A 23,697-nucleotide genomic window follows, 5' to 3' on the forward strand; every position below is an offset into this window, starting at 1 on the left:
TTGATATATATTAATATTTATAAAATTTAACCAAAAATTTAATAGTAAAAGTATTATTAGCTGCTTATTGTAATTTACCTCGTTCTAAATAAACTGTCATGTAGTATCTATTGATTAACACTAGAACTAAGAGACTGTGGTTTAACCTGTTTCAAACCACCAATTGGTAGGAGGAAAAAATGAAGTTACTAATGCTAAAGAGTTATTATGGAATAAATATACATGGTGATAGTCAAGGTGATTTAGGTTCCACTGTTTATGATGGTTATGTTAACCCGGATCTTATATTTATTATGGCTGCAACAATAGCAAAGGAAGCTGATAACATTGATCTGCATGTTATAGACTCGAACGCAGATAAAATACTGCCTGATGAATTAATAAGCAGATTAGAAGATACCTATGATTGTATTATTCTTAAATCATCTGCACCGGTTATTAAATTAGATATAGAATTGGCAAAACGTTTAAAAAAGGTATATCCCAATTGCAAAATGCTGCTAGCCGGACATATTGCAAAATTGCTTAAGAAATGGATTATTGAAAACGAAAAAGAAATTGATGAAGTTGTAGATATTCCTCTGGACTTCTATATGTATAAATATGTAAACAACACATCCGTAGTAGATGTTAACAAATTCCCAAGCCCGGATTATACGCTCTTTCCATATGAGAAATATTTGGATTCCGGTAATGTAAGACTAAGCATACAGACCAGTAGAGGCTGCATGATGCAATGCGGATATTGCCCCTATAGTGCTTTCTATGATAATAAAATATATTTTATAGATATAGAAAAGGTGATACAGGACCTAAAAAATGTGTTAAAGCTAAAACCTAAAATAATACTGTTCAGAGACCAGTATTTTACTGCTGATAAAAACAGAATTGAGTATCTATGCCATAGAATTATAGAAGAAAATTTAAACTTTCGTTGGACATGTGAAACAAAGTTAGATTTACTTGATACGGAATTAATTGATTTAATGATAAAGGCAGGTCTATTTATGATATGTTATGGAATTGAATCCGGAGAACATAAAATATTAGATGCATATAACCGAAAATATGATAGGCATGAGCATACAAAAGACATTATTTCGTATCTAAATAGCAATAATGTATTAACATTAGCATTTTATATAATAGGATTTCCAGAAGATACCTGGGATTCTGTAGAAAAGACCTTTAACCTTGCATTAGAGTTAAACAGTAGAATTTCTCAGTTTTCTCCATTTGAACCCTGTGTTACATATGATAAGGAAGAATTAACGCCGGATTCATTTTGCATATACAAAAATACGATGCAAGTAGAAACACATTCAAATTTAAGTAAGGACGAAGTTGACTATATCATAGATTCTTTTACAAAGATATATAGCCATAATGTGGGTGAGCTGGAGAATAATTATAAATATGAGTTTTCATATAAGCAAAAACATTTGGAGTTAATCAAAGAGTTACTGCCATTAGGTACTGATTTGGACAAAATCTGTTCTTTTATTCGCGAGAAGACAGCAAACTGAGGAATATTAGAAATTAAGACATGCTTAACATGGAAGTTGGCGTATTTAATGGATGGAATGAAAGTAAAAGTATTCAATATAAATAAAAAGTATCCGGGACTTTATAGCTTAGGAGCAATTAGACTTATTAAACCATAAATACGGAATATCTTTAGCATCCTGTTCTGAAAGTGGCAGGATGCTTTTTCTTGTTTTCTTTTATCTAAATTCTGATTGACAATGTGTAATCCCGGTTATATAATAGGTAACAATTGATAGGTAACGTATAATACCTATAAGGCATTTTAAGGAGGGATTATTATGCCACCGAAAATAAAGATTACAGAAGAGGATATTATCAATGCAGCGATTCATATGGTCAGGGAGAAGGGGGTCGAAAGCTTGAATGCCCGCGATTTAGCAAAAGAACTAGGCTGCTCTGTACATCCCATATTTCGGACCTATAATTCCATGGAGGGACTTAGAACAGCTGTTTATAAAAAGGCTGAGAATATTTATAATGAACGCATGTTAAGTGCAGGGGAGCATAATGGTAACGGGTTTCTTAATATGGGGCTTGCCTATATTGATTTTGCGAAGAATGAGAAGAATCTATTCAAGCTGATTTTTATGTCGGATGCGTTTCGGGAGCAAAGCATAATGAATATTGCAGGGACTACAGAAGGAGACGATGAGGTACTGGAAATGCTATGTCAAAGGACGGGGTTGAGCAAAAAAGCCGCCCAGGAGCTATATGCAGGAATATGGCTTACCACCCATGGAATAGCATCGATGTTGGCAACAAATAATTGCCGGTTTAGTGATGAAGAAAATCGAAGACTATTAAATAATTCATTCATGGGTTTAATACTAAAGCTGAAAAATGAGGAGGAACATAACAAATGAATAAATCTTTTTCACAGAAACATCCATATGCTTCTGCTATCCTGGCTGCATTGCTTTGTACATTTATGACAGCGCTAGGAACAGCGGTTCCGCAGATTATAGGATTAACTGATAATGTACAAATTGCTGTAACTACGGTATTTCTCTTTCTTTCAATACTTATTGGTATTTTTATTATGAAAAAATCCCGTTTTACGCTTTCGGATTATGGATTTCAAAGAAGTAAAAGAAATACCTGCAATCAGGTGTGGTGGTATATTCCATTATTGGCAGTAGAAATACTCCCTATTGTAATTGCTGGTTTCAGCCCTGAGGTAACAGTTCTGCAGTATATTATTTTATTATTTTTTACAGTTGCAGTTGGCTTCAATGAGGAAATTTATTTTAGAGGACTTTCCTTGAAGTTCATAGAAGAAAAGGGAAGAAAAAAAGCAATTATCTGCTCTTCAGTAATTTTTGGATTTCTTCACATTGTAAATGCATTTAATGGTAAAAATACATTTTATCTCATTTTACAGATGATTTTTGCATTCCTGGTAGGATTTGTACTTGCTGAAATTGTAAGCATTACAAAAAGTCTTTGGGTAGTTATTATCTGGCATGCTGCTCATGATTATATTTCAAATATTACAGGTGATACACTTGATACAACAGCTCTGATTGCTCTTGCGATGCAAGTAGGAATTTTATTGGTATATGCCATATGTATTTGGAAAAGGAGTAGTGTAGAAGATACGGTGGCGCTTGGTGTAACTGCTTAGCGGGAATATCTGATTTTAATGGGAAAGCCTGTATTGCTCATCACTGAACAGCTGCAGCACAAGCAGTGTTGAGTTTGATAAAAATGTTGAGAGTACAATGTTATTAGGTGTTTTGACTTAAGTTAGACTGATGGAGAAGACGTAGATGGAGAAGATGTTGATGAAGAGTAGAAAATCAATAATACTATTTCTAATACTAACATTTATATTAAGTAGTATATGCTATTTTATTTACATTAATTTTGGTAAATCTGCTTCAAGTATAACAGCATTGCTTATGTGGTGCCCTGGATTATCTGCAATTATTGTCAGAAATATATTTTATAAGAAATATAAAGTATTTGGATTTGGAAAATGCAATGGGAAATTTATAGTTATGAGTATTCTAATACCAATGCTATATTTGGGAGTGTCTTATGGACTGTATTGGGCAATAAATCCTGCGGCATTTACCGGGCAAGTGTATAGCAATTCCATAGGATTGATGATTTATGCTTTTTTCTCCAGTATTTTAACAGCAATGGGAGAGGAAATTGGATGGCGTGGATTTCTATTGCCCAAAATGAGTGAAAGGTTTCATTATAAGTATGCAGTAATAATATGCGGACTAATTTGGGCAGCATGGCATTATCCCTTAATGTTTGCCGGCCTGTATCAGGCAGGAACTCCTGTTTATTATCAAATCCCTATGTTTACAGTAGAAGTCGTATTAATGACAGCAATTCTGGGCTATTTGAGAATGAATTCAGGTAATATATGGCCTGCAATTCTTCTTCATGCAAGTCATAACTATTTTGACCAAATGATATGTGGACCTCTAACAAAGGCTGATAAGAGCGTCTATTATGTTGGGGAAACAGGCTTCCTTACGGTAATATTTGTATTGGTGATAACAGTGTTTCTATACCGAAAAAATAGAAAGAAGAGTCCGAATCTATAATGAGTTCCATATCAATCTTGAAACAGGTTGATATGGAATTTTTTTGTGGATTCAAAATACAGTTTAAATATTACCACTTTACATTAAGTGGTTTTTGTGATATAAGAATATTGAATACAAATTCAATGAATATAAAATCAACAGAGGGCATGATATGGGAATTAGAGAAGAGCAAAAAGAGCAGAGAAAAAAAGAGATTTTAAATGCAGGGCTGGAGTTATTTGTTACAAAAGGATATATGGAAACGAAGATTTCAGATATAGCAGCAAAGGTTTCAATGAGCACAGGTCTGCTTTTCCATTATTTTGAATCAAAGAAAGAGCTTTATATGGAGTTGGTGAAAATAGGACTGACAGGTACTAAGTTTCCTATTCAACAAAAGTACCAAAATGCAATTATGTACTTTGAGCAATTTACAGAGCAGCTATTTTCTATGATGCAATCCCAGCCATACATAGCGAAAATGTTTGTTTTAATGGCACAAGCACAACGAAGTGAAGGGACTCCAAAGGAGATACATGAAATTGCTTTGCAGGTTGAAACGATAGAACAGTTTAAATCGATTGTGGAGCAAGGTCAGAAAGAAGGTTCCATCCGCCCAGGAGATGCAGGGGCATTATCCATGGCTTACTGGTGTAGTATACAAGGAATAGCGGAGCAATATGCGGCACATCCGGAAATGCTTCTTCCGGAACCGGAATGGATTGTTGATATTATAAGAGGAGGTAAAAATATATGAAAAAGGTTGTGATTATTGGTGGTGGTGTTGCAGGATTAACAGCGGGAGTGTATGCCAGAAAATCAGGTTATGAGGTGGAAATATTTGAAAAGAATCCAGTAGCAGGTGGACAATGCATGGGATGGAACCGGAAGGGATATCACATTGATAATTGTATTCACTGGCTGACTGGTACTCAAGAAAATTCGGCACTCAGAAAAGTATGGGAAACCATTGGGGCTTTAACACCAAATACTGAATTCGTACAAACTGAAAAATTTTTTACCTGCTATGTTGGTGAAGAAAGTGCCACGCTATGGAAGGATGTAGAAAGGACCAAAAAAGAGTTAATTCAATTATCACCGGAGGATAAAACGGAAATAGATACCTTTATCGAACATGTTAAATATGCTGCCTGCTGTCAGATGCCTGTTGAAAAGCCGATGGATATGATGAATATATTTGATTATTTAAAAATGGGTAAATCAATGGCTGAAATGCCAAAGGTTTTAAAAGAATACGGAAATATAAACCTGGAAGATATGGCCGCCAGATTTAAACATCCTGTAATAAAAGCAGTGTTTACTGATTATATGCCAAAGGAATACCAAGCTTCCTCCTTTATTGTCTCATATGCTACTGTGGTAAGCGGCAACGGAGAAATACCCGTTGGTGGTTCCCTTGCAATGACAAATCGAATTATCGATAAATTCGAAAAACTTGGTGGGAAGCTGCATTGTAATTCTGAAGTAAAAAGAGTTACTATAAAAGGTAATAAGGCTTATGGAATTGAGCTCGAGAATGGAGAAAATATAGCGGCTGATTTTATTATATGTGCGACGGATGCAATGGAAATGTTTGATAAACTATTGGGAAGAAAATATATGAATAAAAAATGGTCGGCATGTTTTAAGGATGAAGAGAGCTATCCGTTGTTCAGCGGCTTTCAGGCTGCTTTTTCAATCGATCGAGCGATGTTTGCTCATACAGATACCGTATTTATCGATTGCGAACCTTTTAACATAAATAAGAAAGAAATCCGGCGAATGTCGTTGAAATCATATCAGTATGAGAAGGATTTTGCCCCTGAAGGAAAAACGGTACTGCAGACTAATATGATACAATTTGATGATGATTACAGGTATTGGAAGTCATTGAATAAGGATGACTACACTGGCAAAAAGTATGAATTTGCCGAAAGAATGAAAGAAAATATAGAAAAGAAGTTCCCTGAACTTGCTGGCCATATTAAATTACTGGATTGCTGGACTCCAGTTACATACGAGAGATATTGTAATTCTTATCATGGTGCATATATGAGCTTTATCACTAAAAAGGATGTGAAATCATTTAGTGTTAAGGGTACAATTGAAGGATTGCATAATGTGTTTGTAGCAAGCCAATGGATACAGGCTCCCGGTGGTCTGCCAGTGGCAGCGGCAGCAGGAAAATTCGCGGTGCAGCGGATATTAAAGAAAGAAAAGCGTAGCATTATGATATAGAAAGAGTTTAGATAAAAATCATCCTGACAATTTCGGCAGAAGAATGGTCTCATGGTGAAATACCGACTGGAGGATACTAATATGGAGTATACACATTTTGTTTCTGCAGCTGCCCTTGTAATTAATGATGAAAATGAAATACTTTTATTAAAAAGTCCTGATAGAGGGTGGGAATACCCAGGTGGCATGGTAGAATCAGGAGAAACCTTTCAAGAAACAATAATTCGCGAGGTATTAGAAGAAACTGGTGTAGAAGTTGAAATTTTATCCTTTGCTGGAGTAAGTATAAATATTGAAAGAAATATTGTTAATATGGATTTTATTTGCAGATATAAAAAAGGAGATTTAAAGACTAGTGATGAAAGTCTAGAGTTAAAGTGGGTAAAAAAAGAAGATGCTTTCGAAATGGTCAGTAATCCCCTTACGAAAAAGCGATTGAAAAATATGCTGTCAAACAGTAAAGATATTTATTGCTTCGGTTTTAAAAAAGAACCATTCTGTACCGTCAATGATAAATATTATTCTATCGGTTTGTAAAACTTTTCCAATTAGCTGAGAGGCTTGAGAATAAAATCTTGCTTCAATATCTATACTCTAACTCACTCATACATGGATGAAGCGTGAAGGCTTTACTGATAAGCAAGTTGAAAAATTTGTGAATATTAATTATTTTCTATAGAGGGCGTAAGCCCTCTTTATTATTTATGCGAGACGGCCTGGGCTTGCCCAAAGCAATTATATAAATTGAGATATCATTGAGGTTTCAACGTTTCTTGGTGGTTTGCTTTAGGTTAGCTGCATGAAATAATGAAAAAATAGGAGGCAATGAATGGATTCTTTCATCAACGGAAAGTTTCGAAACTGTAACATTGTAGAAACTGGATGGAAACATTGCTGTGCTATTCTGGATAGGAAGCAAGGGTAAGCTGGATTTTATGGAGGAATACATATGATTATATTGGAAACAAAGGATTTAAGGAAAGAATATGGTACAGGTGAATCAAAGGTACATGCGCTTGCAGGTGTAAATCTTGCTGTTCAGAAAGGAGAATTTGCCGCAATTGTCGGAACTTCCGGAAGCGGTAAATCTACGTTGCTGCATATGCTGGGCGGACTTGATAAGCCGACCAGCGGAACGGTAATTGTGGACGGAAAGAATTTGGAGAAGCTGAGTGATGAGGAAATGACAATATTCCGCAGAAGAAATATTGGATTTGTCTTTCAAAATTATAATCTGGTACCGATGCTGAATGTAATGGAAAATATTGTGCTTCCGGTTAAGCTGGACGGAAAGAAAGTGGATGCTGATTATGTGGATAAGGTTATAAGAGCATTAGGGTTAGAGGCGAAACTTGAAAACCTGCCGAATAATCTATCCGGCGGTCAGCAGCAGCGTGTGGCAATCGCAAGAGCATTGGCAACAAAGCCTGTTATTATACTGGCAGATGAGCCAACGGGAAATCTGGACAGTAAGACGAGCCAGGATGTCTTAAGCTTATTGAAAATGACGAGTGAGATGTTTCATCAGACAACGGTTATGATAACACATAATGAAGAAATCGCTCAGCTGGCAGATCACATCGTTCGTATCGAAGATGGCAGTATAATAGAAAGGTGTGAATCGAATGATTAAAGTAGATAACAATGGAACGATTCATTCACTTTCCCGAAGCTTTATTAAATTAAATAAAAATCGAAATATCATAACGGTAATCGCCATTATACTGACGTCCGTCTTGTTTACGTCCGTTTTTACCGCTTCCTTTTCTATTCTTAAATCTTCTGTGGAATCGGAAATACGTACAGCAATGGATAGATCACATGCAGCTGTGGAAAACCTTACAAAAGAACAATATGAGTTAGTTTCAAAGGACAATGAAATAAAAAAATCTGGTCTTTCGATTTTTCTGTCGCTGGCAGAAAATAAAGAATTGAGTGAAATACAAACAGAAATCCGGTATGCAGATAAAAATGCGGCTGATTCATTTCTATGTCTTCCAACAACAGGTAAACTCCCTCAAAAAGAAGACGAAATCGCTGCCAGTACAATCGTATTGGATGCACTTAAAATTAAACATCAGTTAGGCGAAAAGGTAAAGCTAACATATACTCTGAATAATCAGGTGATAAAGAAGGAATTTACACTCTGCGGCTACTGGAAGGGTGATAAGGTAGCAATGTCTCAGCTGGCCTGGGTATCGAAAGCATATAGTGACAGTATGGCACCGGCAGCTACAGCAGAGCAGATTAAAAAGGGAAATTATGAGGGGGATTATAACCTTTCAATCTGGTTTTCCAATTCCTTTAAGCTTGAGGAAAAGACGAAGGCTCTTGAAAAACGCTGCAATCTGAAAGAAGATAATGCTGATTTTTCTGAAAATCCTGCCTATGATTTATTTGCAGAGGATAGCTTTCCATTTGGAGCAGTAACAATAATATTAGGAATTATCATGCTTTCCGGCTACCTGATAATCTATAATGTATTTAATATCTCGGTAAATATTGATATTCGCGCATATGGTCTCCTTAAGAATATAGGAACGACGGGAAAACAACTGAAGAAGATTGTCAGACTACAAGCTTTGTGGTTGTCAACGATTGGGATTCCCCTCGGAATGGTAATCGGCTTTTTGATTGGCAGAACCATGACACCTTTCCTGCTGTCTGATGGAATAGCAGGAAGTAAAGTACCGGCATCGATTTCTTATAATCCGCTTATTTTTATTGCTGCTGCATTATTTACTCTATTGACAATATATGCAGGATGTCTTAAACCATGCCGTATCGTAGAGAGACTGTCACCGGTAGAAGCTGTCCGAATGACGGATGTCAAAATCCATAAAAGAACTAAGAAGAGCGGAAATGTAACGGCATTATCTATGGCTGTTTCCACTGTAAGCAGAACGGGGCTTAAGAGTATAGCAGTAATAGTATCAATGGCTCTTTCGCTCATGATATTAAATATGGTTTACATGATTGTAAAAGGATTTGATTTTAATGCCTATATCGGCATGTATATAAGCTCGGATTTTGAAGTGAATGGATTTACGAATAATTTAAAAAGTGCTGATCTTAAAATAATTACACCTGAATTTAAAAATGCTTTGGCGGAAAACAAAGATATTGAATCAACCGGGCTGATTTACTATACCAAAGGAAGCCATAAAATAGATGATGTATTATATAAAAATCTGGTGGAATGGGTAAAAAAGATTGGGAAAGATAATTTTTCGGAAAATGATCAGGATTACATGGAAACTGCTCTGAAGAAACGTGTAGTTCAAAGTCAAATCATAGGTATCAATGAAGCAGCATTTCATAAGCTTGAAATTGGTGATGATAAATGCACATGGAAAGAGTTTTCCAGCGGTAAATATATAATCAATTCTTTACCCGCCTATGGCAATGGCAAATTTTATTCGGCAGGAGATAAGGTCAATGTAGAATTCAGTGATACGGACAGCAAAGAATATCAGGTGCTGGGTCTTGGAAGTTTACCATATACATTGAGTTTTTACTATTATTGTCCGTTAATTACACAGATATTTTTCCTGCCTGAGAAAGAATATGTCCAAAAGACTGGTAATAATAATGCGATGATTGCGGCAAGCAATTTAAAGAAGGGAAAGGAAAAGGCTGTTTCTGAATGGCTGGACGCTTATATAAAAAAGCATGATTCAAAGTTCATTGTCAAATCCAAATATGAATTACGAAAGGAATTTGAAAATTATGTTAATAAATATTATATGATAGGGGGAATGCTGACTGCAGTGTTATTTGTCATTGGAATTCTGAACTTCTTTAATACCTCGGCGACCTCGATTCTGTCAAGAAAGAGGGAACTCTCATTGCTTGAAGCGGTGGGAATGACGAAAAAACAGCTGTTAAAAATGCTTATTATAGAAGGAATATTATATCTGGTGATGGCATTTACCATAGCAGCGACATTAGGCACTGTGGTTGCAGGTAAGCTGATTAATATGTCTGTTGATAAGGTATTTTTCTATCACTCCAGGCTGTCCATTCTGCCAAGCATTGTTACAATTCCGCTCCTTCTTTTCATTGTAGTCATAGTACCTGTCTATCATTACAACAGGATGTGTAAAGAAACAGTGGTAGAAAGAATTCGAAATGAAGGATAGTATTTTTTTATTATTAGAAAAGCAGTCCATAAGGGCTGCTTTTCAATTCTACTAAGACAGATATGTATTAAGCTGGTGTATTAGTTTTGGGTGTTAATTTATTTCCCGCTTGTTCCGACAGAGGCAGTGGGATTGATACCAATAGGAGCCATAAGTAATTTTCCGGTGCCCTGGAACACATTAACCAGACCTTCACCGGATACTGCGGAGCCTAAAAGGCTTTTCCCGGATTTTTCAACGGTGAATTTCAAGGAATTTGACCATGCAATTGCCATATTCCCATCAATTTTTAAGATGTCATTCTCTAATTCAAATTCAATCAGCTCTTCCCTGGGAACGGGACTTTCTAAAATGGCAATGCCCTGGCCTTCCAGGCATAAATTGAAAAGGCCTTCATTGCCTAAAACAGCTGAGGAAAGGTTTGTTCTGGATACAATTTTTTGCTTGATACGAGAGTCACAGGCCAGAAATAATCCGTCATCCAGTACCAGGCCATTCCATTTCTCCACATTTTCCAATAAGATATAACGGTAGGTAGGCTCAAGCATAACCATACCGGTTCCGCTGTATTCCGGTTTAATAGTGGATTCTTTGGAAAGCTTGGCGGATATGCTCTTACCTATAAAATCACCGATACCTTTCACGCCGGACCCCATTTTAACATCACCGGCCATCCATTGCATAACGCCGGAACTTAATGTAAAAGGTCTTCCATTTAATTCGATAAGAACCTGGCGTTTTTTGATGTTCATTTCGGAAGCATAGTAAGCCTTAATTGAATTTTCAGGAGATACACTTAAGTCCTTTTGAAATTCAAATACATGAATACCATCTTTTGACTCTATTTCCTTCATGTTTGCATTATTAAATAAATTATTACTTTTTATCACAATATACCTTCCTCCTGGGCTTTATTTTAATTTATTATAGCGCATTTTGCAGAAAATTACAAAGGGATATGAGAAGAACTTTACAGGAAAATACAAAGGAACGCAGCTTTTTGACATAAAATATTTTCCATGCTATAGTATTAAAAAAGAAAGGGGTATTTTTAATGTATATGTGGGTGATAAAGTTCAGTCGTAAGCTCTATGCAATTCTTTAATATCATTATTTGGTATGTATGGAGCGGTATCACAGATACAAGTTGAATAATTAAATAGAAAAGAATTGCATCTTACTGTAAGCAGTCAATATTCTTATAATAAAAGGAGCAGTTCAAATGAAAATAGAGATAAAATTAGCAGATAATATGAATGGTTTTATTATCAAAAATATGTATCCCCTTTATTTACATGACCTTTCCGGGATTCACGGCACTCTGCCCAATGAGTATGGTATTTTTGAGGAAGAGCCCATAAGAACCCTTGGGGAGCAATACGATATCCAGCAGGTGTGGTTTGAGAACCCAGCTCAACTATTTCCGTATTTAATCATAGCTGATAATATACCTGCCGGATTCTGCCTTGTGGGAAGCGGTAAATATGTGCCTTCGGAAGTGGATTATTATATATATGAGACATTTCTCTTAAGCCCATTCAGGGGTAAGGAAATTGCACATTATGCTATGCTTGAAATCTTTGAAAAACATCGCGGTAAATGGAAGCTGTTTACCCAGTCTACAGAGAATAATATTCGTGCGAAAGCCTTTTGGCATAAGACAATCGCTCATTATACAGAAAACAAATATACAAGTGAAGAAAAGATAATAGAGGGGATGCCAAAATTAGTGTTTCGATTTGAAAATTAATCTAAATAGTTGAGATTTATTATTTAAAATTAATTTAGTGTATGAATAAAGTAGAAAAAAATCCGTCCAAGGGGGAGTTAGTATCCTGTTTTATTTTGTTTACAAAAAGAAATAACGGAGAGATAAATATAAAGTTCCATATCAATTAGAGGATTAATTGATATGGAACTTTTTTGGTATTAAGATTAATTACAGTAAACAAAATATTCAAGTAATGAACCAAACAAAATGTAATATCATCTAATTAGTGTAAATGAGCTGCAGCTGAATTAACAAATGAAAGGAACTAGTAATGGATAAAAATGAATTTTCTGAGAAGGTTCTGGAAGCAGAGCAAACTTTATACCGTGTTTCAAAGTCAATTCTACTTCAGGATGAAGATTGTGAGGATGCCGTTCAGGAAGCAGTTTTAAAGGCATACTCAAAACGAAATTCATTAAGGGAAGAAAAATATTTTAAAACATGGCTTACCCGCATTTTGATTAATGAGTGCTACCGGCTGTTGCGAACCAAAAAGCAGGAAGTATCCTATGAGGATTATTTCCAGGAAGAACAGGCAGAATCAAATCAATATTCAGAGCTTTATGAGGCTATTCTAAAGCTGGATATCAAACACCGGATGCCAATCATTCTGTTTTACATGGAAGGCTATTCCGTGAATGAAATTGCCAGGCTATTGAGAGTTCCATCCGGTACTGTAAAGAGCAGACTTTCCAAAGGGCGAAAGCAGTTGAAAATATTATTAGAGGATGAGGTGGAATATAATGAAGAATATATATGATTGGAAGAAGGCATATCCGGAAGAAACGGAAGAATTTCATGACAAATTATGTAACGTTTTGAATTCATTACCGGAAAATGAAAGAAGCATCAGGATACCGAAGAAAAAATATGCCATATTAGCTGCCGTGGCTGTCATGATGCTTTGCTCTGTTACGGCTCTTGCATCAATAAAGTGGAATCAAAGGGCAATTGATAGATTTGGTGCCAACGAAGAGATGCAGGAAAAGCTTTCCAATGAAGGATACTCAGAGCAGAAGGGGCAATCAATATCGGATAATGGAGTTACAATTACATTGGAGCAGACAATTCAGGACGATAATTTGATTTACCTCCTATTTCATGTGTCCGCAGACAATATGGAAATTACAGAAGATAATGCCTTGGATTATCAAATGAATTTTACAAATGGAGAAAATCCTTATAGCAGCATAAACAGTAGCTTTGTAGATAAATTTAAACAGCCGGAGGTAAATAACGGCAGGGATTATGAAATATGGATACAAAAAAATCCCAATAACGATTACAGGGACGGGAATCTGACGTGCAGCTTTAATGCATTGCAAAAGTATGAGGGAAAAGCAGGGCCGACAAAAGACTTAGTTACAGGCAAATGGAGTTTTAATATTAAGCTGTCAGCAAAGGATTCCGTAGAATATAAGATCAATAAGACTGTGAGTATTAATGGCTGTGATATTACAGTTCGGCGATTAATATTATCACCAATTTCCTACACCCTCTATTTTGATGAAAGTGACGTGAAGCACTTAGGAGAAGTTGCCGGTATAAATTATGACGAGCTCGATTCCTTCTATCCGCTTTTATTATCCGGCATACGATATATGGATGGAACTGAAATTACGGAGGAAAATGGTCTTATGAGCGAACAGCTTGATGATAAGCAGGAAGCTTATATTGCTATCGGAAGATTTTCCAAGGCAATTGATGTCAGAAAAGTTCAATCTATACTGCTGGGAAGTAGTAAAAAGGAAGTATCTATAAAGTAATAAGGGATAATTAAAATATAGAGCAGTTTACTGTATTGTATAATAAGTAAAAATATGTATTTACAATCTACATGTAAATAGGTTCCATATCAGTTAAGAAATTAGCTGATATGGAACTTTTTATTAATCTTTTTTATGTGAAAATAAGATTAATAAAAAGAACTTGGTGAAAGTATAAATTCTTGTCGGAAATAATTGTGGATGGTATAATAAGGAAATAATAGAAAGAGTAGCAATAAAAGAAAATAAAAATAAAAGAGAATAAAAATAAGAATGTAGTAATGAGAATGGAATAGAGAAAATAAATTTTTTCAGCAGGGTTATAGATTACTCTAATAAAAAGGTTGGGAGAAAGGGGTAATAATCCAACCACCTCTCTAAGAAGATGAAGTGGATTATACTGTGAATTATTATGAAAAAAATAATAATTAAAAATCTTAAAGAACTTATTATAATTTTACTAATTTATTTTAGTGTAACTATTATATTGAGCCTTATATTTAAAACAACTACCTTTACAAGTACGACTTGGGTTTTTGTTATTACATTAGTTTTAACGAAACTAATTGTTACAATTTACGAATGTAAAAAAGCGAATGATTAGAGTTGATGAACTATGAATACCAAAGTGGCTCATTGCCGCTCACCATTTACATTAGTGAACTTGTAGTTTTTAAAGGGAAGGGAGAAGGAATGAAAAACTTATTATCGGAGGAAAGATTTCATATTGTATCAGCAGAAGACAAGCAGTTCATTTTAGCATTTAATGATGAGATTACAAAGCTTGGCTACGATTTTGGGGGTAGTATCGGAAGCGGCTTTTGTTGGGGGAAATACATGATAATTTATTCAAAAAGCGGTGTTAAGAGCAAACAGGTCGCGGCCCGGATATATATAAGGGAGAACAGTATCGTACTTCGTCTTTTCTTAAATAAAATTGATAATCATCGCAAGTATATTGAAACTGCAAATGGGTTTATTAAAGAAGCCTTTACGAATGATTATGGAAACTGCAATCATTGCCATAATGATAAAGGCGGTATATGCAAATTCAGAAAGTCATATACCCTGGAGGACAGGCTTATTGAAAAATGCAATGGCATTACCTTTGAATTTTGGGAACCAAATCTGGAGAAATTGCCGGAGTATATAAACTTATTGAAAGAATTTTATCCTGTAAAAAGAAGCCGTGCATTAAATATTTAGCTTAGATAAATCTGCTTTCTCTCTTAAGACAATATAACATAAACCTGATATCTACATAAGTTTTTGCGATACTAAGAGTAAAAATTGGAGGAAACAAATGAAAAAAGTTGGAAGGTTAGAATAATCAATTCCAATATTTTATTATATTTATTGACAAAAGATACATAAACATATAAAATAACATTGTTATATAACGATGTTATTATTAAAGGAGCGTAATTATGCCGCCCAAAAAGCAGATTACCAAGCAGCAGATTATTGATAAAGCTTATGAAATAGTTCGAAGGGAAGGCTATGAATCTCTCACGGCAAGAAGGTTAGCAAAAGAACTTAACTGTTCAACACAACCTATATATCTGGCTTTTTCGGATATGAAGGAGCTAAAAGCGGAACTTATCAAAAATGCCCAGGAACAAATGTTAAAGTACATCATAGCTTCAAGTGATAAAGACCTGCCTTCACCTCTTGCCTGTATTCTGGCCTATATACGATTTGCCCAGAAGGAAAAACAGCTTTTTCAATTGATTTTTACATCCGGTGGTTTGAATTTGGATAAAATTAATGAGCTTGATTCCGGAAATATTAAATTGGATATCAATATGATTGTATATGCCAATGGCATCATCATGATGCTGGCATTTAAGTCCTTTGAAATTCCAGAGGAGAAGATAAAGGATATGCTTATACATGCCTATGAATTATTTGAAAAGGATAATTAGAATAGGGGGGGAACTTCAGAGAGGAATCAGATGAAGAAATATAAACATAAATTAAATATGTTAGAGCCGGGCTGTAAAATGATAAAAGCAATCGGGGTAATGGCGCTTATTGGTTTTTTCTTTTGTAAATTGAAAATGCTTCGGGCAGGTTACCTATTTATTGGAATAGCGGTTCTGATAGGAGTAGTATTAATGCTTCTGCTGATTATAGAGAGTCATCAGGATAAAGTGCTGAATCAACAGGCTGTACAGGAAAGGGGTAAAAATGGAGAAGGGAAGAATTGATAAAGAGAGAACCTGGATATTTTCACCGGTTAACAATATTGTATTTAAGGCAGAAATAAAAGGCAGTGTTACGGAACAGCATCTGATGGATGCAATTCATAATACGGTTGCCCACTATGCTATGCTGCATCATAAAATTGTTTTGGATGACAAGGGCAATGCATACTATGAGAAAACAGAAGCATTTGTACCTGTTATCCAGCCATTGAAGAATGGCTGGATGGAGACGGCCAGAGAGCAGGAAAAAATTCCTTTTGCTATTGATAGAGGAGAATTTATCCGCTTTTTTTACCATCTGACTGATTCAGGTGCTGTTCTTTTAATAATCGCACATCACATTGCAGGAGACGGTATTTCCTTTACATATTTTATACAGGACATTTTGAAATCAATGGCTGGAGTAAAAATCGAATATAAGGATTTAGAGCTGTTCAACATGGAAAATCTCCCCAAGGAAGCTGATTTGAGGGCTCCAATGACCTGGTTGATGAAATACATGAACAGAAAATGGAAGAAAACAGGCAGAACCTTCGATTTTAACGATTATTACAGTATGTATTATAAGTATTGGAACAGCCGGGAAACGCTTATTTATACTTATAACCTGGAAAATGATATTTATGATTCCATATACAGCTATTCAAAAGAGAATAAGATAACAGTCAATACCATGGTTACGACAGCGCTGATACGGGCCGGCGGCGGGTTATGTGATGTGGGAATGGCAGCAAATATCAGGGAAAAAGGCTTTACCGGTATGGGGAATTATGCAACCGGAATTTCAATAAAGTATCATTATAATGAACAGCTGGATTTTACTGAGAATGCACGACAGGTACAGGATTTGATATATGGTAAATTAAATGATGTATCTAAGAAATACTTTCTGCTTCAGTTCATGAGCAAGATTGAACCGACGCTGATCGATGCTATTTACTTCAATGCGTGCGATGATTATCATAATAAAACTGCCAGGACATTTGGCAGCATGTTTGGATATAACGGAAATCCTAAGGGAATCAGTATAACGAACCTTACAAAACTCCCGATAGCAGCTGATTATGGAGAGTATGAAATAAAGGATTTCACGTTTGTTCCGCCGTTAGTGCTGAACGCTAAGAGAATTATAGGCATTGCATCCATTGGAAGGAAAATGGTATTGTCATTACACTTAAGAAATGATGCCGATGCCGAAGAGCACTGCAGCTTCTTCTATAAAGGAATGGAATATTTGAAAAATTTATAGTAAGTGGGATATATCCGAATCACTTTTATACAAAACAATGTACGCAGCGTACATTGACAGAAAAAAAACACGATGTTATAATACAGTCATTCTTAATCGGAAAAGCATAAACAAAGGTGTTGGACAGTTGTCTGACACCTTTTTTGTATGTCTTGCGAAGCTGGACAACTCCTGTGAAACTTGACAACACCTGCGAAGCTGGTCAGCTCTTGTGAAGCTGGTCAACACCTGCCCGGTTTAAGTGAGCTATGAAGGGAACCCATATGGCAATTACATTTAAAGAAATTCTAGAATTGGATATTTGCAAGAAACTAAAGCTTCTTGGCGGAGCGGATGGACTGGACAGAGTGATCACCTGGCCGTTCATCAAGAACATGGATACCATTTCAGAATGGATTCACGGAGGAGAGCTTGTCTTTGTTATTGGCGCCAGGGAAGACATCTCGGAAAAAGGACTTCTGGGACTGATGAAGGAAGCAAAGGAGAGTGATATAGCAGGTGTTGTAATGCTCTGCAGCAATGAATATCTGAAAAAAGTACCCAAGACGGTAATAAGGTATGCCGATGAGAACTCCATTCCTTTATTTAAAATGCCTTTTGTAATTAAGTTAATCGATATTACCAGAGAGATTTCGAAGCTGATAACCATGGACGGGGAGAATGGCTCCCTCCAGCTGGATAACCTGGACCAGGGATTGCTTAAATTTATGCTGAATACAACGGACCATAAGGAGCTGGTGGCATATTGCAGGCTGAAGCTTCAGCCCCTCCTGCTTTCGGATGAAATCAGAAAGACGGATTATATAAGGACACTACAGTATTATCTGGAAGCAAATAATGATTTGGTTCGTGCATCACAGATACTGTTTATCCACCGGAATACTATGGTTAATCGTATAAGAAATATATCCGCACTGCTTGATGTGGATATTAATGAAGCAGCCGTAAGGAATGAATATTATGATATTTACCGGATGTTAAAATACTTCGGAAAGATTTGAGAAAGGAGGCAGTCAATTAAGGCTGCTGAACAGAATGGTTATTACAGGATGTAAGTTACGTGGAAAAACGGAATTATATGATGTGTATATTGAGGATGGCAAATTTACGGAGATTGCAGAGCATGGGAAAAAGGCCGCTCCGAAAGAGAGCTACGATGCCCATGGAAAACTCCTGATGCCGCCTTTTGTTGAGCCTCATATTCACCTGGATTGTGTGATGACAGCCGGGATACCCCACTATAACATGTCGGGTACCTTATTTGAAGGAATCAGTACCTGGCATGAATATAAGACAGAGCAGCCTCTTAATATTCCTGAAATTAAGGACAGGGCAAAGGAGGCGCTGCGGTTAATGGCGGAATATGGCGTTCAGTTCGTCAGAACCCATGTGGATGTTACAGAGACCACTTTTGCAGGATTGACTGCAATGGAGGAGCTGAAGGAGGAACTGAAGGACATCATAGAGCTTCAGACCGTTGCCTTCCCCCAGAATGGAATTCTCTCTGTAAAGGGCGGTAAGGAGCTGATGAAAAAGGCTATGGCAGCAGGAGTGGATTGTGTCGGGGGGATTCCCCATTATGAATTTTCCAGGGAATATGGTGTGGAAAGCATCCGCTTTATCTATGATTTAGCAGAAGAATATAACGCTATGGTGGACGTCCATTGTGATGAGATGGATGATGAACAGTCAAGATATCTTGAGGTGCTTGCAACGGAAGCCTGGCAGAGAGGGATGGGAGCCAGAACGGTGGCAGCACATACCTGTGCCATGGGCTCCTATAATGATTCCTATTGTACGAAGCTATTCCGGCTGCTAAAGGAGTCTGAGATTAACTTTAATTCCTGCCCCACAGAGAGCATACATCTGCAGGGAAGGACCGAGAATTATCCCAAGCGGAGAGGGATAACCAGAATCAAAGAAATAGTTGATGCCGGTATGAATATTGCCCTTGGGCAGGACTCCATTGCAGACCCATGGTATCCCATTGGCGTGGGAAATCCTCTCAGGGTATTGGAAATGGGCCTTCATGTGGGACATATGCTGGGGTACAAGGACATAAGCAATTGTTTGGACCTGATTTCAGTTAATGGAGCTAAGAATCTTTGCATTCAGGATAAATATGGAATTGATGTTGGAAAACCGGCAAATTTCATAATTTTAGACGGCGGGGATGACTATGAAATACTCCGTTTCCAGAAGGCTGTCCTGCTGTCCGTTCACAACGGCAGGATTATATCAGAGAAAAAACCGGCAGTAGTTAACGTACACTTTTAAACAGGAAAGGGGATTAATAATGAAAAGCAAAAAAATATTTGCAATGGCACTGGCTTTATTATTGGTTTTTATGGGAGCAGCAGGATGCAGTAAGAAGGCCGCTTCCTCCTCCGATTCCATTAAGATCGGACTTGTGTTTTCATTGACCGGAGGGACTGCGATATCAGAGGAATGTATGTATAATTCGGCAGTTCTGGCTATTGAGCAGATTAATGCAAAGGGCGGTGTCAATGGTAAAAAAATCGAGTATGTTGTCAAGGATTATGCTACCGATGCCGACAAAGCGGCAAAGGTGGTAAAGGAGATGATTCTGGAGGATAAGGTAAGTGCCATTGTCGGTCTTTATACCTCGTCCTCAAGGGTTGCAGTAGAGCCGATTCTGGAGGAATATAAGGTTCCTTTAATCTATCCCACCTTCTATGAAGGAGAAACACCAAACCAGTATGTTGTATATACCGGAAGCGTCCCCAACCAGCAGGGTGACTACTTTGTACCTTATCTGATGGAAAATGTTTCGAAGAATTTTTATCTCATCGGAACCGATACCACCTATGCGGCCAGCATCAATAAACAGGCAAAAGAGTTAATCGGCAAGCTGGGAGGCAGCGTGATTGGTGAGAATCTGGTACCCTCCAGCACTACGGAATTCTCCGATGTCATTGCCAAGATTAAGGATACTACCAAGGATGAGGGCTGTGTTATCTATTGTAATTTAAACGGCGACAGCGGAACCGCATTCTATACCCAGTTTGCAGCGGCCGGCCTGTCGGATAAGTATACCATAGCGTCTTTTATCATGGATGAATCCTTTTCAACAGCTCTTGGAAGTGCGGCAGTTAATACCTATGCTTCCGTTAATTATTTTAATTCCATCGATTCGGAGGCTAATAAGGCATTTCTTTCGGACTATGCCAAGAAATACGGGGAAGAGAAGAAGGCAGCGGTTACTGCGGTGGGAGAGTCTACCTACGATGCGGTTTACCTGCTCTCTATGGCTCTTGAGAAGTGCGGGGATAAGATAACGGCGGACAATATTTTAACTAATTTTAATGACCTTACCTTTGAGGCACCTCAGGGAACCATTAAAGTCGATGCCAAGACCCACCACATTTACTGCAAAGCCCGCGTCGGACAGGTGCAGGCGGACGGGACCATTAAGACCGTATTTGAATCGGATGAGGTCATTGCACCGGAACCAGCGAAGTAATTAATAGATAAAATCTAGGAGGCGGAATATGTCAATCACACTCATACTACAGCTTATGATATCCGGCTTGTGCAATTCCTTTATTCTTCTTCTCACCTCAATGGGTCTTGTGATTATCCTGGGATATATGAAAGTCGTTAACCTGGTCCATACGGAGATGCTGATGCTGGGAGCATATATCTGCTATTACACCTATGAAGTGCTGGGACTGCCTTTTCTGGTATGTCTGCTGGCAGCATATCTGATATCTTTTGCCTTTGGTGCTGTGATTGAACGGCTGATCATCTGCCACCTTTATGGAAAAATGTCGGAGACGCTCCTTGCCACCTTTGCCATATCAATGATCTTAAAGCAGACAGCACTGCTGGCATTCGGGAAATCCTATAAAAAGGTTTCCTATCCCATCCATAAGGAGCTCCATTTCGGAGGTGTTTTTATAGAAGGATATAAGCTGGCTTTGGTGGTGTTAGCCATAGCCGTAATGGCGGCAACGTTATTGCTTCTTCATAAAACGACCATAGGAATGAAGATGCGGGCAACAACACAGAACAGGGCAATGACAGAGTGCCTGGGAATCGATACCCGAAAGGTCGATACAATTACATTTTCCCATGGAATGGGCCTGGCAGGCCTGGCGGGGGCTGCAATTGCGCCCCTGTCCGCCGTAACCTATTCCCTGGGGGACAGCTGGCTGACGAATACTTTTATGAATGTGGTAATGGGAGGCGTGACTTCCTTATTCGGTACCCTTGTATCTTCTGTTATTATTCAGGAATCAATTGCAGTCATCAGCGGATTCAGCAACAGTGTAACGGCACAGATTATCGTGTTAATGCTTGTAATCATTATCGTACGGTTCAAACCGGAAGGTTTATTTACAGCGAAGGGAAGGAGGTAACCTTGAAGAACGTCTTATTAAAATTAAAAGCCATGCCGGTGAACCGGTATATAGACGTAATTATCCTGATTTACCTCCTGCTGTATCCGGCTTTTCATTCGGTCTATTGGGCTTATATTATGTCGGGAATTATGGCATATATGATCTTTGCCTTATCCCTTGACCTCCTATGGGGCTACACCGGATTAATGAGTATGGGCCATGGAGTATTCTTTGGTGCCGGAGGCTACATGATAGGAATTGCCTGTGCCAGGATAAATCAGGCGGAATGGGTCCGGTATAAGAAATTGCCGTGGTTCCTCTCCCTGCTGGGAAATGACCAGGGGGCTTTTTTGATGGCCTTGCTGGTCCCGGGACTCATAGCATTGTTTCTTGGAATCTTTATGTTCACAGGTAAGATACAGGGAATTTTCTTCTCCTTAATTACACTGGCTTTATCGGGAATAGCAGAGCTCTTTGTGATAAATGCCAGTAAATATACCCATGGAGACAGCGGAATTACCATCGTATCCAGGACTGTCCTTTCAAATAACAGTAAACAAAGCCTGCCGGATTTTCAGTATTATTTTATTGTGTTCGGGTTTCTGCTTGCGGTATATCTTCTATGTCTGGGAATATCAAGGTCCCGGACCGGCAAGGTTCTGCAGGCAATACGGGAAAATGAACCGAGGCTGGTATTTTTCGGCTATAATCCGTCCCGGTTCAAAATATTTATTATGGTGCTGTCCGGTATCATAGCAGGGCTGGCAGGCGTGCTGTATGTCAGAGTGCAGGGAAGTATCAATTACACCTCTGTTGGAATAAACCTGTCCACCTTTGTTCTGGTCTGGATAGCAGTGGGAGGTAGAGGAAACCTGACCGGAGCCATGCTGGGAACTCTGCTTCTGCAGATTGCCGAAACAAAATTAAGCTCCTTATTTTCAAATCTGTCTGCGGATTTTGTTCAATACTGGAAGCTTATACTGGGAATTATCATATTATTGACAGTATTTCTAATTCCGAAAGGAATAGTAGGAACAATACTGGATGTCCGGCAAAAGCATCAGGACCACAGGCGGAAGGAACGAATTTTAGCGAAGGAAGGCGGGGGTGAACATGAAGGCTGAGGAGGTACTGCTGGAGACAAGGAATCTTTCCGTAGAGTTCAACGGATTTCGTGCCCTTACCAACATTAATATGAAGGTTCGCCGGGGAGAGCTGCGTGTTATAATCGGACCAAACGGAGCGGGGAAAACAACCTTTATGGACCTGGTCACAGGCAGGACGAAGCCGACAGAAGGCTCCGTCATCTTTGACGGCATAAACATAACGGGCAAAGCCACCGCTGAGATAGCGGGAAAATATAAGATCGGACGTAAGTTCCAGGGGCCAAATGTATTTGACAACATGTCGGTAAAAGAGAATATTGAAATCGCACTGGAAGGTTTTGAGACGCTATTACAATGTATATTGTTTAAGAAGAGCAGAGCCTTTAAGGAACGGGTAAATGAGATTTTAAATAAAATCGACCTCTATGACTACAGGCATTTTGCGGCAGGTGACCTTTCCCATGGACAAAGGCAGTGGCTGGAGATGGGGATGGTCATTGCACAGAATCCCAAATTGATTATTCTGGATGAGCCTACGGCCGGAATGACGGCGAGGGAGACTTACAAGACCGGTGAGATGATTAAAAAGCTTCAGGGGGAGCATACCATTATTGTAGTGGAGCATGACATGGATTTTGTCCGCCAGGTGGCAGAATATGTGACGGTCTTAAACTATGGGGAACTGCTGGCAGAGGGAACCATGGAAGAAATTCAGGAAAACCAAGAGGTAATTGCCGTATATTTGAAAGAGGACTGAGGT

At 37.9% G+C, this 23,697-nt stretch carries 23 protein-coding genes; 22 read left to right on the forward strand and 1 reads right to left on the reverse strand.

The annotated features are described in order from the left end of the window. Positions 1–179 precede the first annotated feature (179 nt). The 9 genes from BUB77_RS13450 (at position 180) to BUB77_RS13490 (ending at position 10,474) form a co-directional block, all read left to right on the forward strand. A complete protein-coding gene (locus BUB77_RS13450) occupies positions 180–1,526 on the forward strand; it encodes a B12-binding domain-containing radical SAM protein (RefSeq protein WP_073276741.1) in 1,347 nt (448 codons plus the stop codon). A 300-nt stretch (positions 1,527–1,826) separates the two neighbouring features. Further along, positions 1,827–2,411, forward strand: a complete 585-nt coding sequence (locus tag BUB77_RS13455) for a TetR/AcrR family transcriptional regulator (RefSeq protein WP_073276743.1) — start codon at positions 1,827–1,829, stop codon at positions 2,409–2,411. Beyond that, positions 2,408–3,172, forward strand: a complete 765-nt coding sequence (locus tag BUB77_RS13460) for a CPBP family intramembrane glutamic endopeptidase (RefSeq protein ID WP_073276745.1) — start codon at positions 2,408–2,410, stop codon at positions 3,170–3,172. The genes BUB77_RS13455 and BUB77_RS13460 overlap by 4 nt, the downstream gene beginning before the upstream one ends. Before the next feature lie 145 nt (positions 3,173–3,317). Continuing rightward, positions 3,318–4,112, forward strand: coding sequence for a CPBP family intramembrane glutamic endopeptidase (locus BUB77_RS13465; RefSeq protein WP_073276747.1), 795 nt, complete (start codon positions 3,318–3,320; stop codon positions 4,110–4,112). A 154-nt stretch (positions 4,113–4,266) separates the two neighbouring features. Further along, the gene (locus BUB77_RS13470) at positions 4,267–4,851 is read left to right on the forward strand and encodes a TetR/AcrR family transcriptional regulator (protein WP_073276749.1); all 585 of its coding nucleotides are present in this window, start codon (positions 4,267–4,269) and stop codon (positions 4,849–4,851) included. Further along, complete coding sequence (locus BUB77_RS13475; RefSeq protein ID WP_073276751.1) at positions 4,848–6,332, forward strand: phytoene desaturase family protein; 1,485 nt, start codon at positions 4,848–4,850, stop codon at positions 6,330–6,332. Before BUB77_RS13470 ends, BUB77_RS13475 begins: the two co-directional genes overlap by 4 nt. 81 nt (positions 6,333–6,413) lie before the next feature. Further along, the gene (locus tag BUB77_RS13480; protein ID WP_073276753.1) at positions 6,414–6,869 is read left to right on the forward strand and encodes an NUDIX hydrolase; all 456 of its coding nucleotides are present in this window, start codon (positions 6,414–6,416) and stop codon (positions 6,867–6,869) included. Positions 6,870–7,281: 412 nt separating this feature from the next. Beyond that, the gene (locus tag BUB77_RS13485; RefSeq protein WP_073276755.1) at positions 7,282–7,965 is read left to right on the forward strand and encodes an ABC transporter ATP-binding protein; all 684 of its coding nucleotides are present in this window, start codon (positions 7,282–7,284) and stop codon (positions 7,963–7,965) included. Further along, positions 7,958–10,474, forward strand: a complete 2,517-nt coding sequence (locus tag BUB77_RS13490; RefSeq protein WP_073276757.1) for an ABC transporter permease — start codon at positions 7,958–7,960, stop codon at positions 10,472–10,474. Before BUB77_RS13485 ends, BUB77_RS13490 begins: the two co-directional genes overlap by 8 nt. Before the next feature lie 98 nt (positions 10,475–10,572). On the opposite strand, the gene BUB77_RS13495 is transcribed toward BUB77_RS13490, so the two are convergent. After that, positions 10,573–11,364 (reverse strand): AIM24 family protein, encoded by a 792-nt coding sequence (locus BUB77_RS13495; protein WP_073276759.1) that lies wholly within the window; start codon positions 11,362–11,364, stop codon positions 10,573–10,575. Between the two features lie 332 nt (positions 11,365–11,696). Here BUB77_RS13495 and BUB77_RS13500 point away from each other — a divergent pair, with 332 nt between their 5' ends. From BUB77_RS13500 to urtD, 13 genes are all read left to right on the forward strand, one after another. Next, complete coding sequence (locus BUB77_RS13500; RefSeq protein ID WP_073276761.1) at positions 11,697–12,224, forward strand: GNAT family N-acetyltransferase; 528 nt, start codon at positions 11,697–11,699, stop codon at positions 12,222–12,224. A gap of 292 nt (positions 12,225–12,516) precedes the next feature. Further along, on the forward strand, positions 12,517–13,005 hold the full coding sequence (locus BUB77_RS13505) for an RNA polymerase sigma factor (protein ID WP_073276763.1): 489 nt from the start codon (positions 12,517–12,519) through the stop codon (positions 13,003–13,005). Next, positions 12,989–14,011, forward strand: a complete 1,023-nt coding sequence (locus BUB77_RS13510; RefSeq protein ID WP_073276765.1) for a DUF4179 domain-containing protein — start codon at positions 12,989–12,991, stop codon at positions 14,009–14,011. The genes BUB77_RS13505 and BUB77_RS13510 overlap by 17 nt, the downstream gene beginning before the upstream one ends. Positions 14,012–14,704: 693 nt before the next feature. After that, the gene (locus tag BUB77_RS13520) at positions 14,705–15,217 is read left to right on the forward strand and encodes a hypothetical protein (RefSeq protein WP_073276769.1); all 513 of its coding nucleotides are present in this window, start codon (positions 14,705–14,707) and stop codon (positions 15,215–15,217) included. A 221-nt stretch (positions 15,218–15,438) separates the two neighbouring features. Then, positions 15,439–15,936 (forward strand): TetR/AcrR family transcriptional regulator, encoded by a 498-nt coding sequence (locus BUB77_RS13525; RefSeq protein ID WP_073276771.1) that lies wholly within the window; start codon positions 15,439–15,441, stop codon positions 15,934–15,936. 30 nt (positions 15,937–15,966) lie between these two features. Further along, entirely contained in the window at positions 15,967–16,221 is a 255-nt protein-coding gene (locus BUB77_RS13530) for a hypothetical protein (protein ID WP_073276773.1), read from the forward strand. After that, entirely contained in the window at positions 16,202–17,467 is a 1,266-nt protein-coding gene (locus BUB77_RS13535) for a condensation domain-containing protein (RefSeq protein WP_073276775.1), read from the forward strand. Before BUB77_RS13530 ends, BUB77_RS13535 begins: the two co-directional genes overlap by 20 nt. A gap of 263 nt (positions 17,468–17,730) precedes the next feature. Continuing rightward, entirely contained in the window at positions 17,731–18,468 is a 738-nt protein-coding gene (locus tag BUB77_RS13540) for a PucR family transcriptional regulator (RefSeq protein WP_073276777.1), read from the forward strand. A gap of 34 nt (positions 18,469–18,502) precedes the next feature. Next, positions 18,503–19,744, forward strand: coding sequence for a cytosine deaminase (codA, locus tag BUB77_RS13545; RefSeq protein WP_073276779.1), 1,242 nt, complete (start codon positions 18,503–18,505; stop codon positions 19,742–19,744). Between the two features lie 19 nt (positions 19,745–19,763). Beyond that, a complete protein-coding gene (locus tag BUB77_RS13550; protein ID WP_073276781.1) occupies positions 19,764–20,951 on the forward strand; it encodes a transporter substrate-binding domain-containing protein in 1,188 nt (395 codons plus the stop codon). A gap of 28 nt (positions 20,952–20,979) precedes the next feature. Further along, positions 20,980–21,849 (forward strand): branched-chain amino acid ABC transporter permease, encoded by an 870-nt coding sequence (locus BUB77_RS13555; RefSeq protein ID WP_073276783.1) that lies wholly within the window; start codon positions 20,980–20,982, stop codon positions 21,847–21,849. 2 nt (positions 21,850–21,851) lie between these two features. Next, entirely contained in the window at positions 21,852–22,955 is a 1,104-nt protein-coding gene (locus BUB77_RS13560; RefSeq protein WP_073276785.1) for an ABC transporter permease subunit, read from the forward strand. Then, the gene (gene urtD / locus BUB77_RS13565) at positions 22,945–23,694 is read left to right on the forward strand and encodes an urea ABC transporter ATP-binding protein UrtD (RefSeq protein ID WP_073276787.1); all 750 of its coding nucleotides are present in this window, start codon (positions 22,945–22,947) and stop codon (positions 23,692–23,694) included. Before BUB77_RS13560 ends, urtD begins: the two co-directional genes overlap by 11 nt. Positions 23,695–23,697 lie beyond the last annotated feature (3 nt).

Origin of the sequence: Anaerocolumna jejuensis DSM 15929, assembly GCF_900142215.1 — a bacterium.
In the GTDB taxonomy this organism is placed as follows: Bacteria; Bacillota; Clostridia; order Lachnospirales; family Lachnospiraceae; genus Anaerocolumna; species Anaerocolumna jejuensis.

Excerpts from the sequence above, each read along its gene's own strand:
- BUB77_RS13480 (WP_073276753.1), top strand. The coding sequence starts at position 6,414 with ATGGAGTATACACATTTTGTTTCTGCAGCTGCCCTTGTAATTAATGAT.
- BUB77_RS13500 (WP_073276761.1), top strand. The coding sequence starts at position 11,697 with ATGAAAATAGAGATAAAATTAGCAGATAATATGAATGGTTTTATTATC.
- BUB77_RS13525 (WP_073276771.1), top strand. The coding sequence starts at position 15,439 with ATGCCGCCCAAAAAGCAGATTACCAAGCAGCAGATTATTGATAAAGCT.
- BUB77_RS13460 (WP_073276745.1), top strand. The coding sequence starts at position 2,408 with ATGAATAAATCTTTTTCACAGAAACATCCATATGCTTCTGCTATCCTG.
- BUB77_RS13485 (WP_073276755.1), top strand. The coding sequence starts at position 7,282 with ATGATTATATTGGAAACAAAGGATTTAAGGAAAGAATATGGTACAGGT.
- BUB77_RS13470 (WP_073276749.1), top strand. The coding sequence starts at position 4,267 with ATGGGAATTAGAGAAGAGCAAAAAGAGCAGAGAAAAAAAGAGATTTTA.
- urtD (WP_073276787.1), top strand. The coding sequence starts at position 22,945 with ATGAAGGCTGAGGAGGTACTGCTGGAGACAAGGAATCTTTCCGTAGAG.
- BUB77_RS13535 (WP_073276775.1), top strand. The coding sequence starts at position 16,202 with ATGGAGAAGGGAAGAATTGATAAAGAGAGAACCTGGATATTTTCACCG.
- codA (WP_073276779.1), top strand. The coding sequence starts at position 18,503 with ATGGTTATTACAGGATGTAAGTTACGTGGAAAAACGGAATTATATGAT.
- BUB77_RS13520 (WP_073276769.1), top strand. The coding sequence starts at position 14,705 with ATGAAAAACTTATTATCGGAGGAAAGATTTCATATTGTATCAGCAGAA.
- BUB77_RS13465 (WP_073276747.1), top strand. The coding sequence starts at position 3,318 with ATGGAGAAGATGTTGATGAAGAGTAGAAAATCAATAATACTATTTCTA.
- BUB77_RS13475 (WP_073276751.1), top strand. The coding sequence starts at position 4,848 with ATGAAAAAGGTTGTGATTATTGGTGGTGGTGTTGCAGGATTAACAGCG.
- BUB77_RS13505 (WP_073276763.1), top strand. The coding sequence starts at position 12,517 with ATGGATAAAAATGAATTTTCTGAGAAGGTTCTGGAAGCAGAGCAAACT.
- BUB77_RS13455 (WP_073276743.1), top strand. The coding sequence starts at position 1,827 with ATGCCACCGAAAATAAAGATTACAGAAGAGGATATTATCAATGCAGCG.
- BUB77_RS13450 (WP_073276741.1), top strand. The coding sequence starts at position 180 with ATGAAGTTACTAATGCTAAAGAGTTATTATGGAATAAATATACATGGT.
- BUB77_RS13510 (WP_073276765.1), top strand. The coding sequence starts at position 12,989 with ATGAAGAATATATATGATTGGAAGAAGGCATATCCGGAAGAAACGGAA.
- BUB77_RS13540 (WP_073276777.1), top strand. The coding sequence starts at position 17,731 with ATGGCAATTACATTTAAAGAAATTCTAGAATTGGATATTTGCAAGAAA.
- BUB77_RS13530 (WP_073276773.1), top strand. The coding sequence starts at position 15,967 with ATGAAGAAATATAAACATAAATTAAATATGTTAGAGCCGGGCTGTAAA.
- BUB77_RS13490 (WP_073276757.1), top strand. The coding sequence starts at position 7,958 with ATGATTAAAGTAGATAACAATGGAACGATTCATTCACTTTCCCGAAGC.
- BUB77_RS13550 (WP_073276781.1), top strand. The coding sequence starts at position 19,764 with ATGAAAAGCAAAAAAATATTTGCAATGGCACTGGCTTTATTATTGGTT.
- BUB77_RS13555 (WP_073276783.1), top strand. The coding sequence starts at position 20,980 with ATGTCAATCACACTCATACTACAGCTTATGATATCCGGCTTGTGCAAT.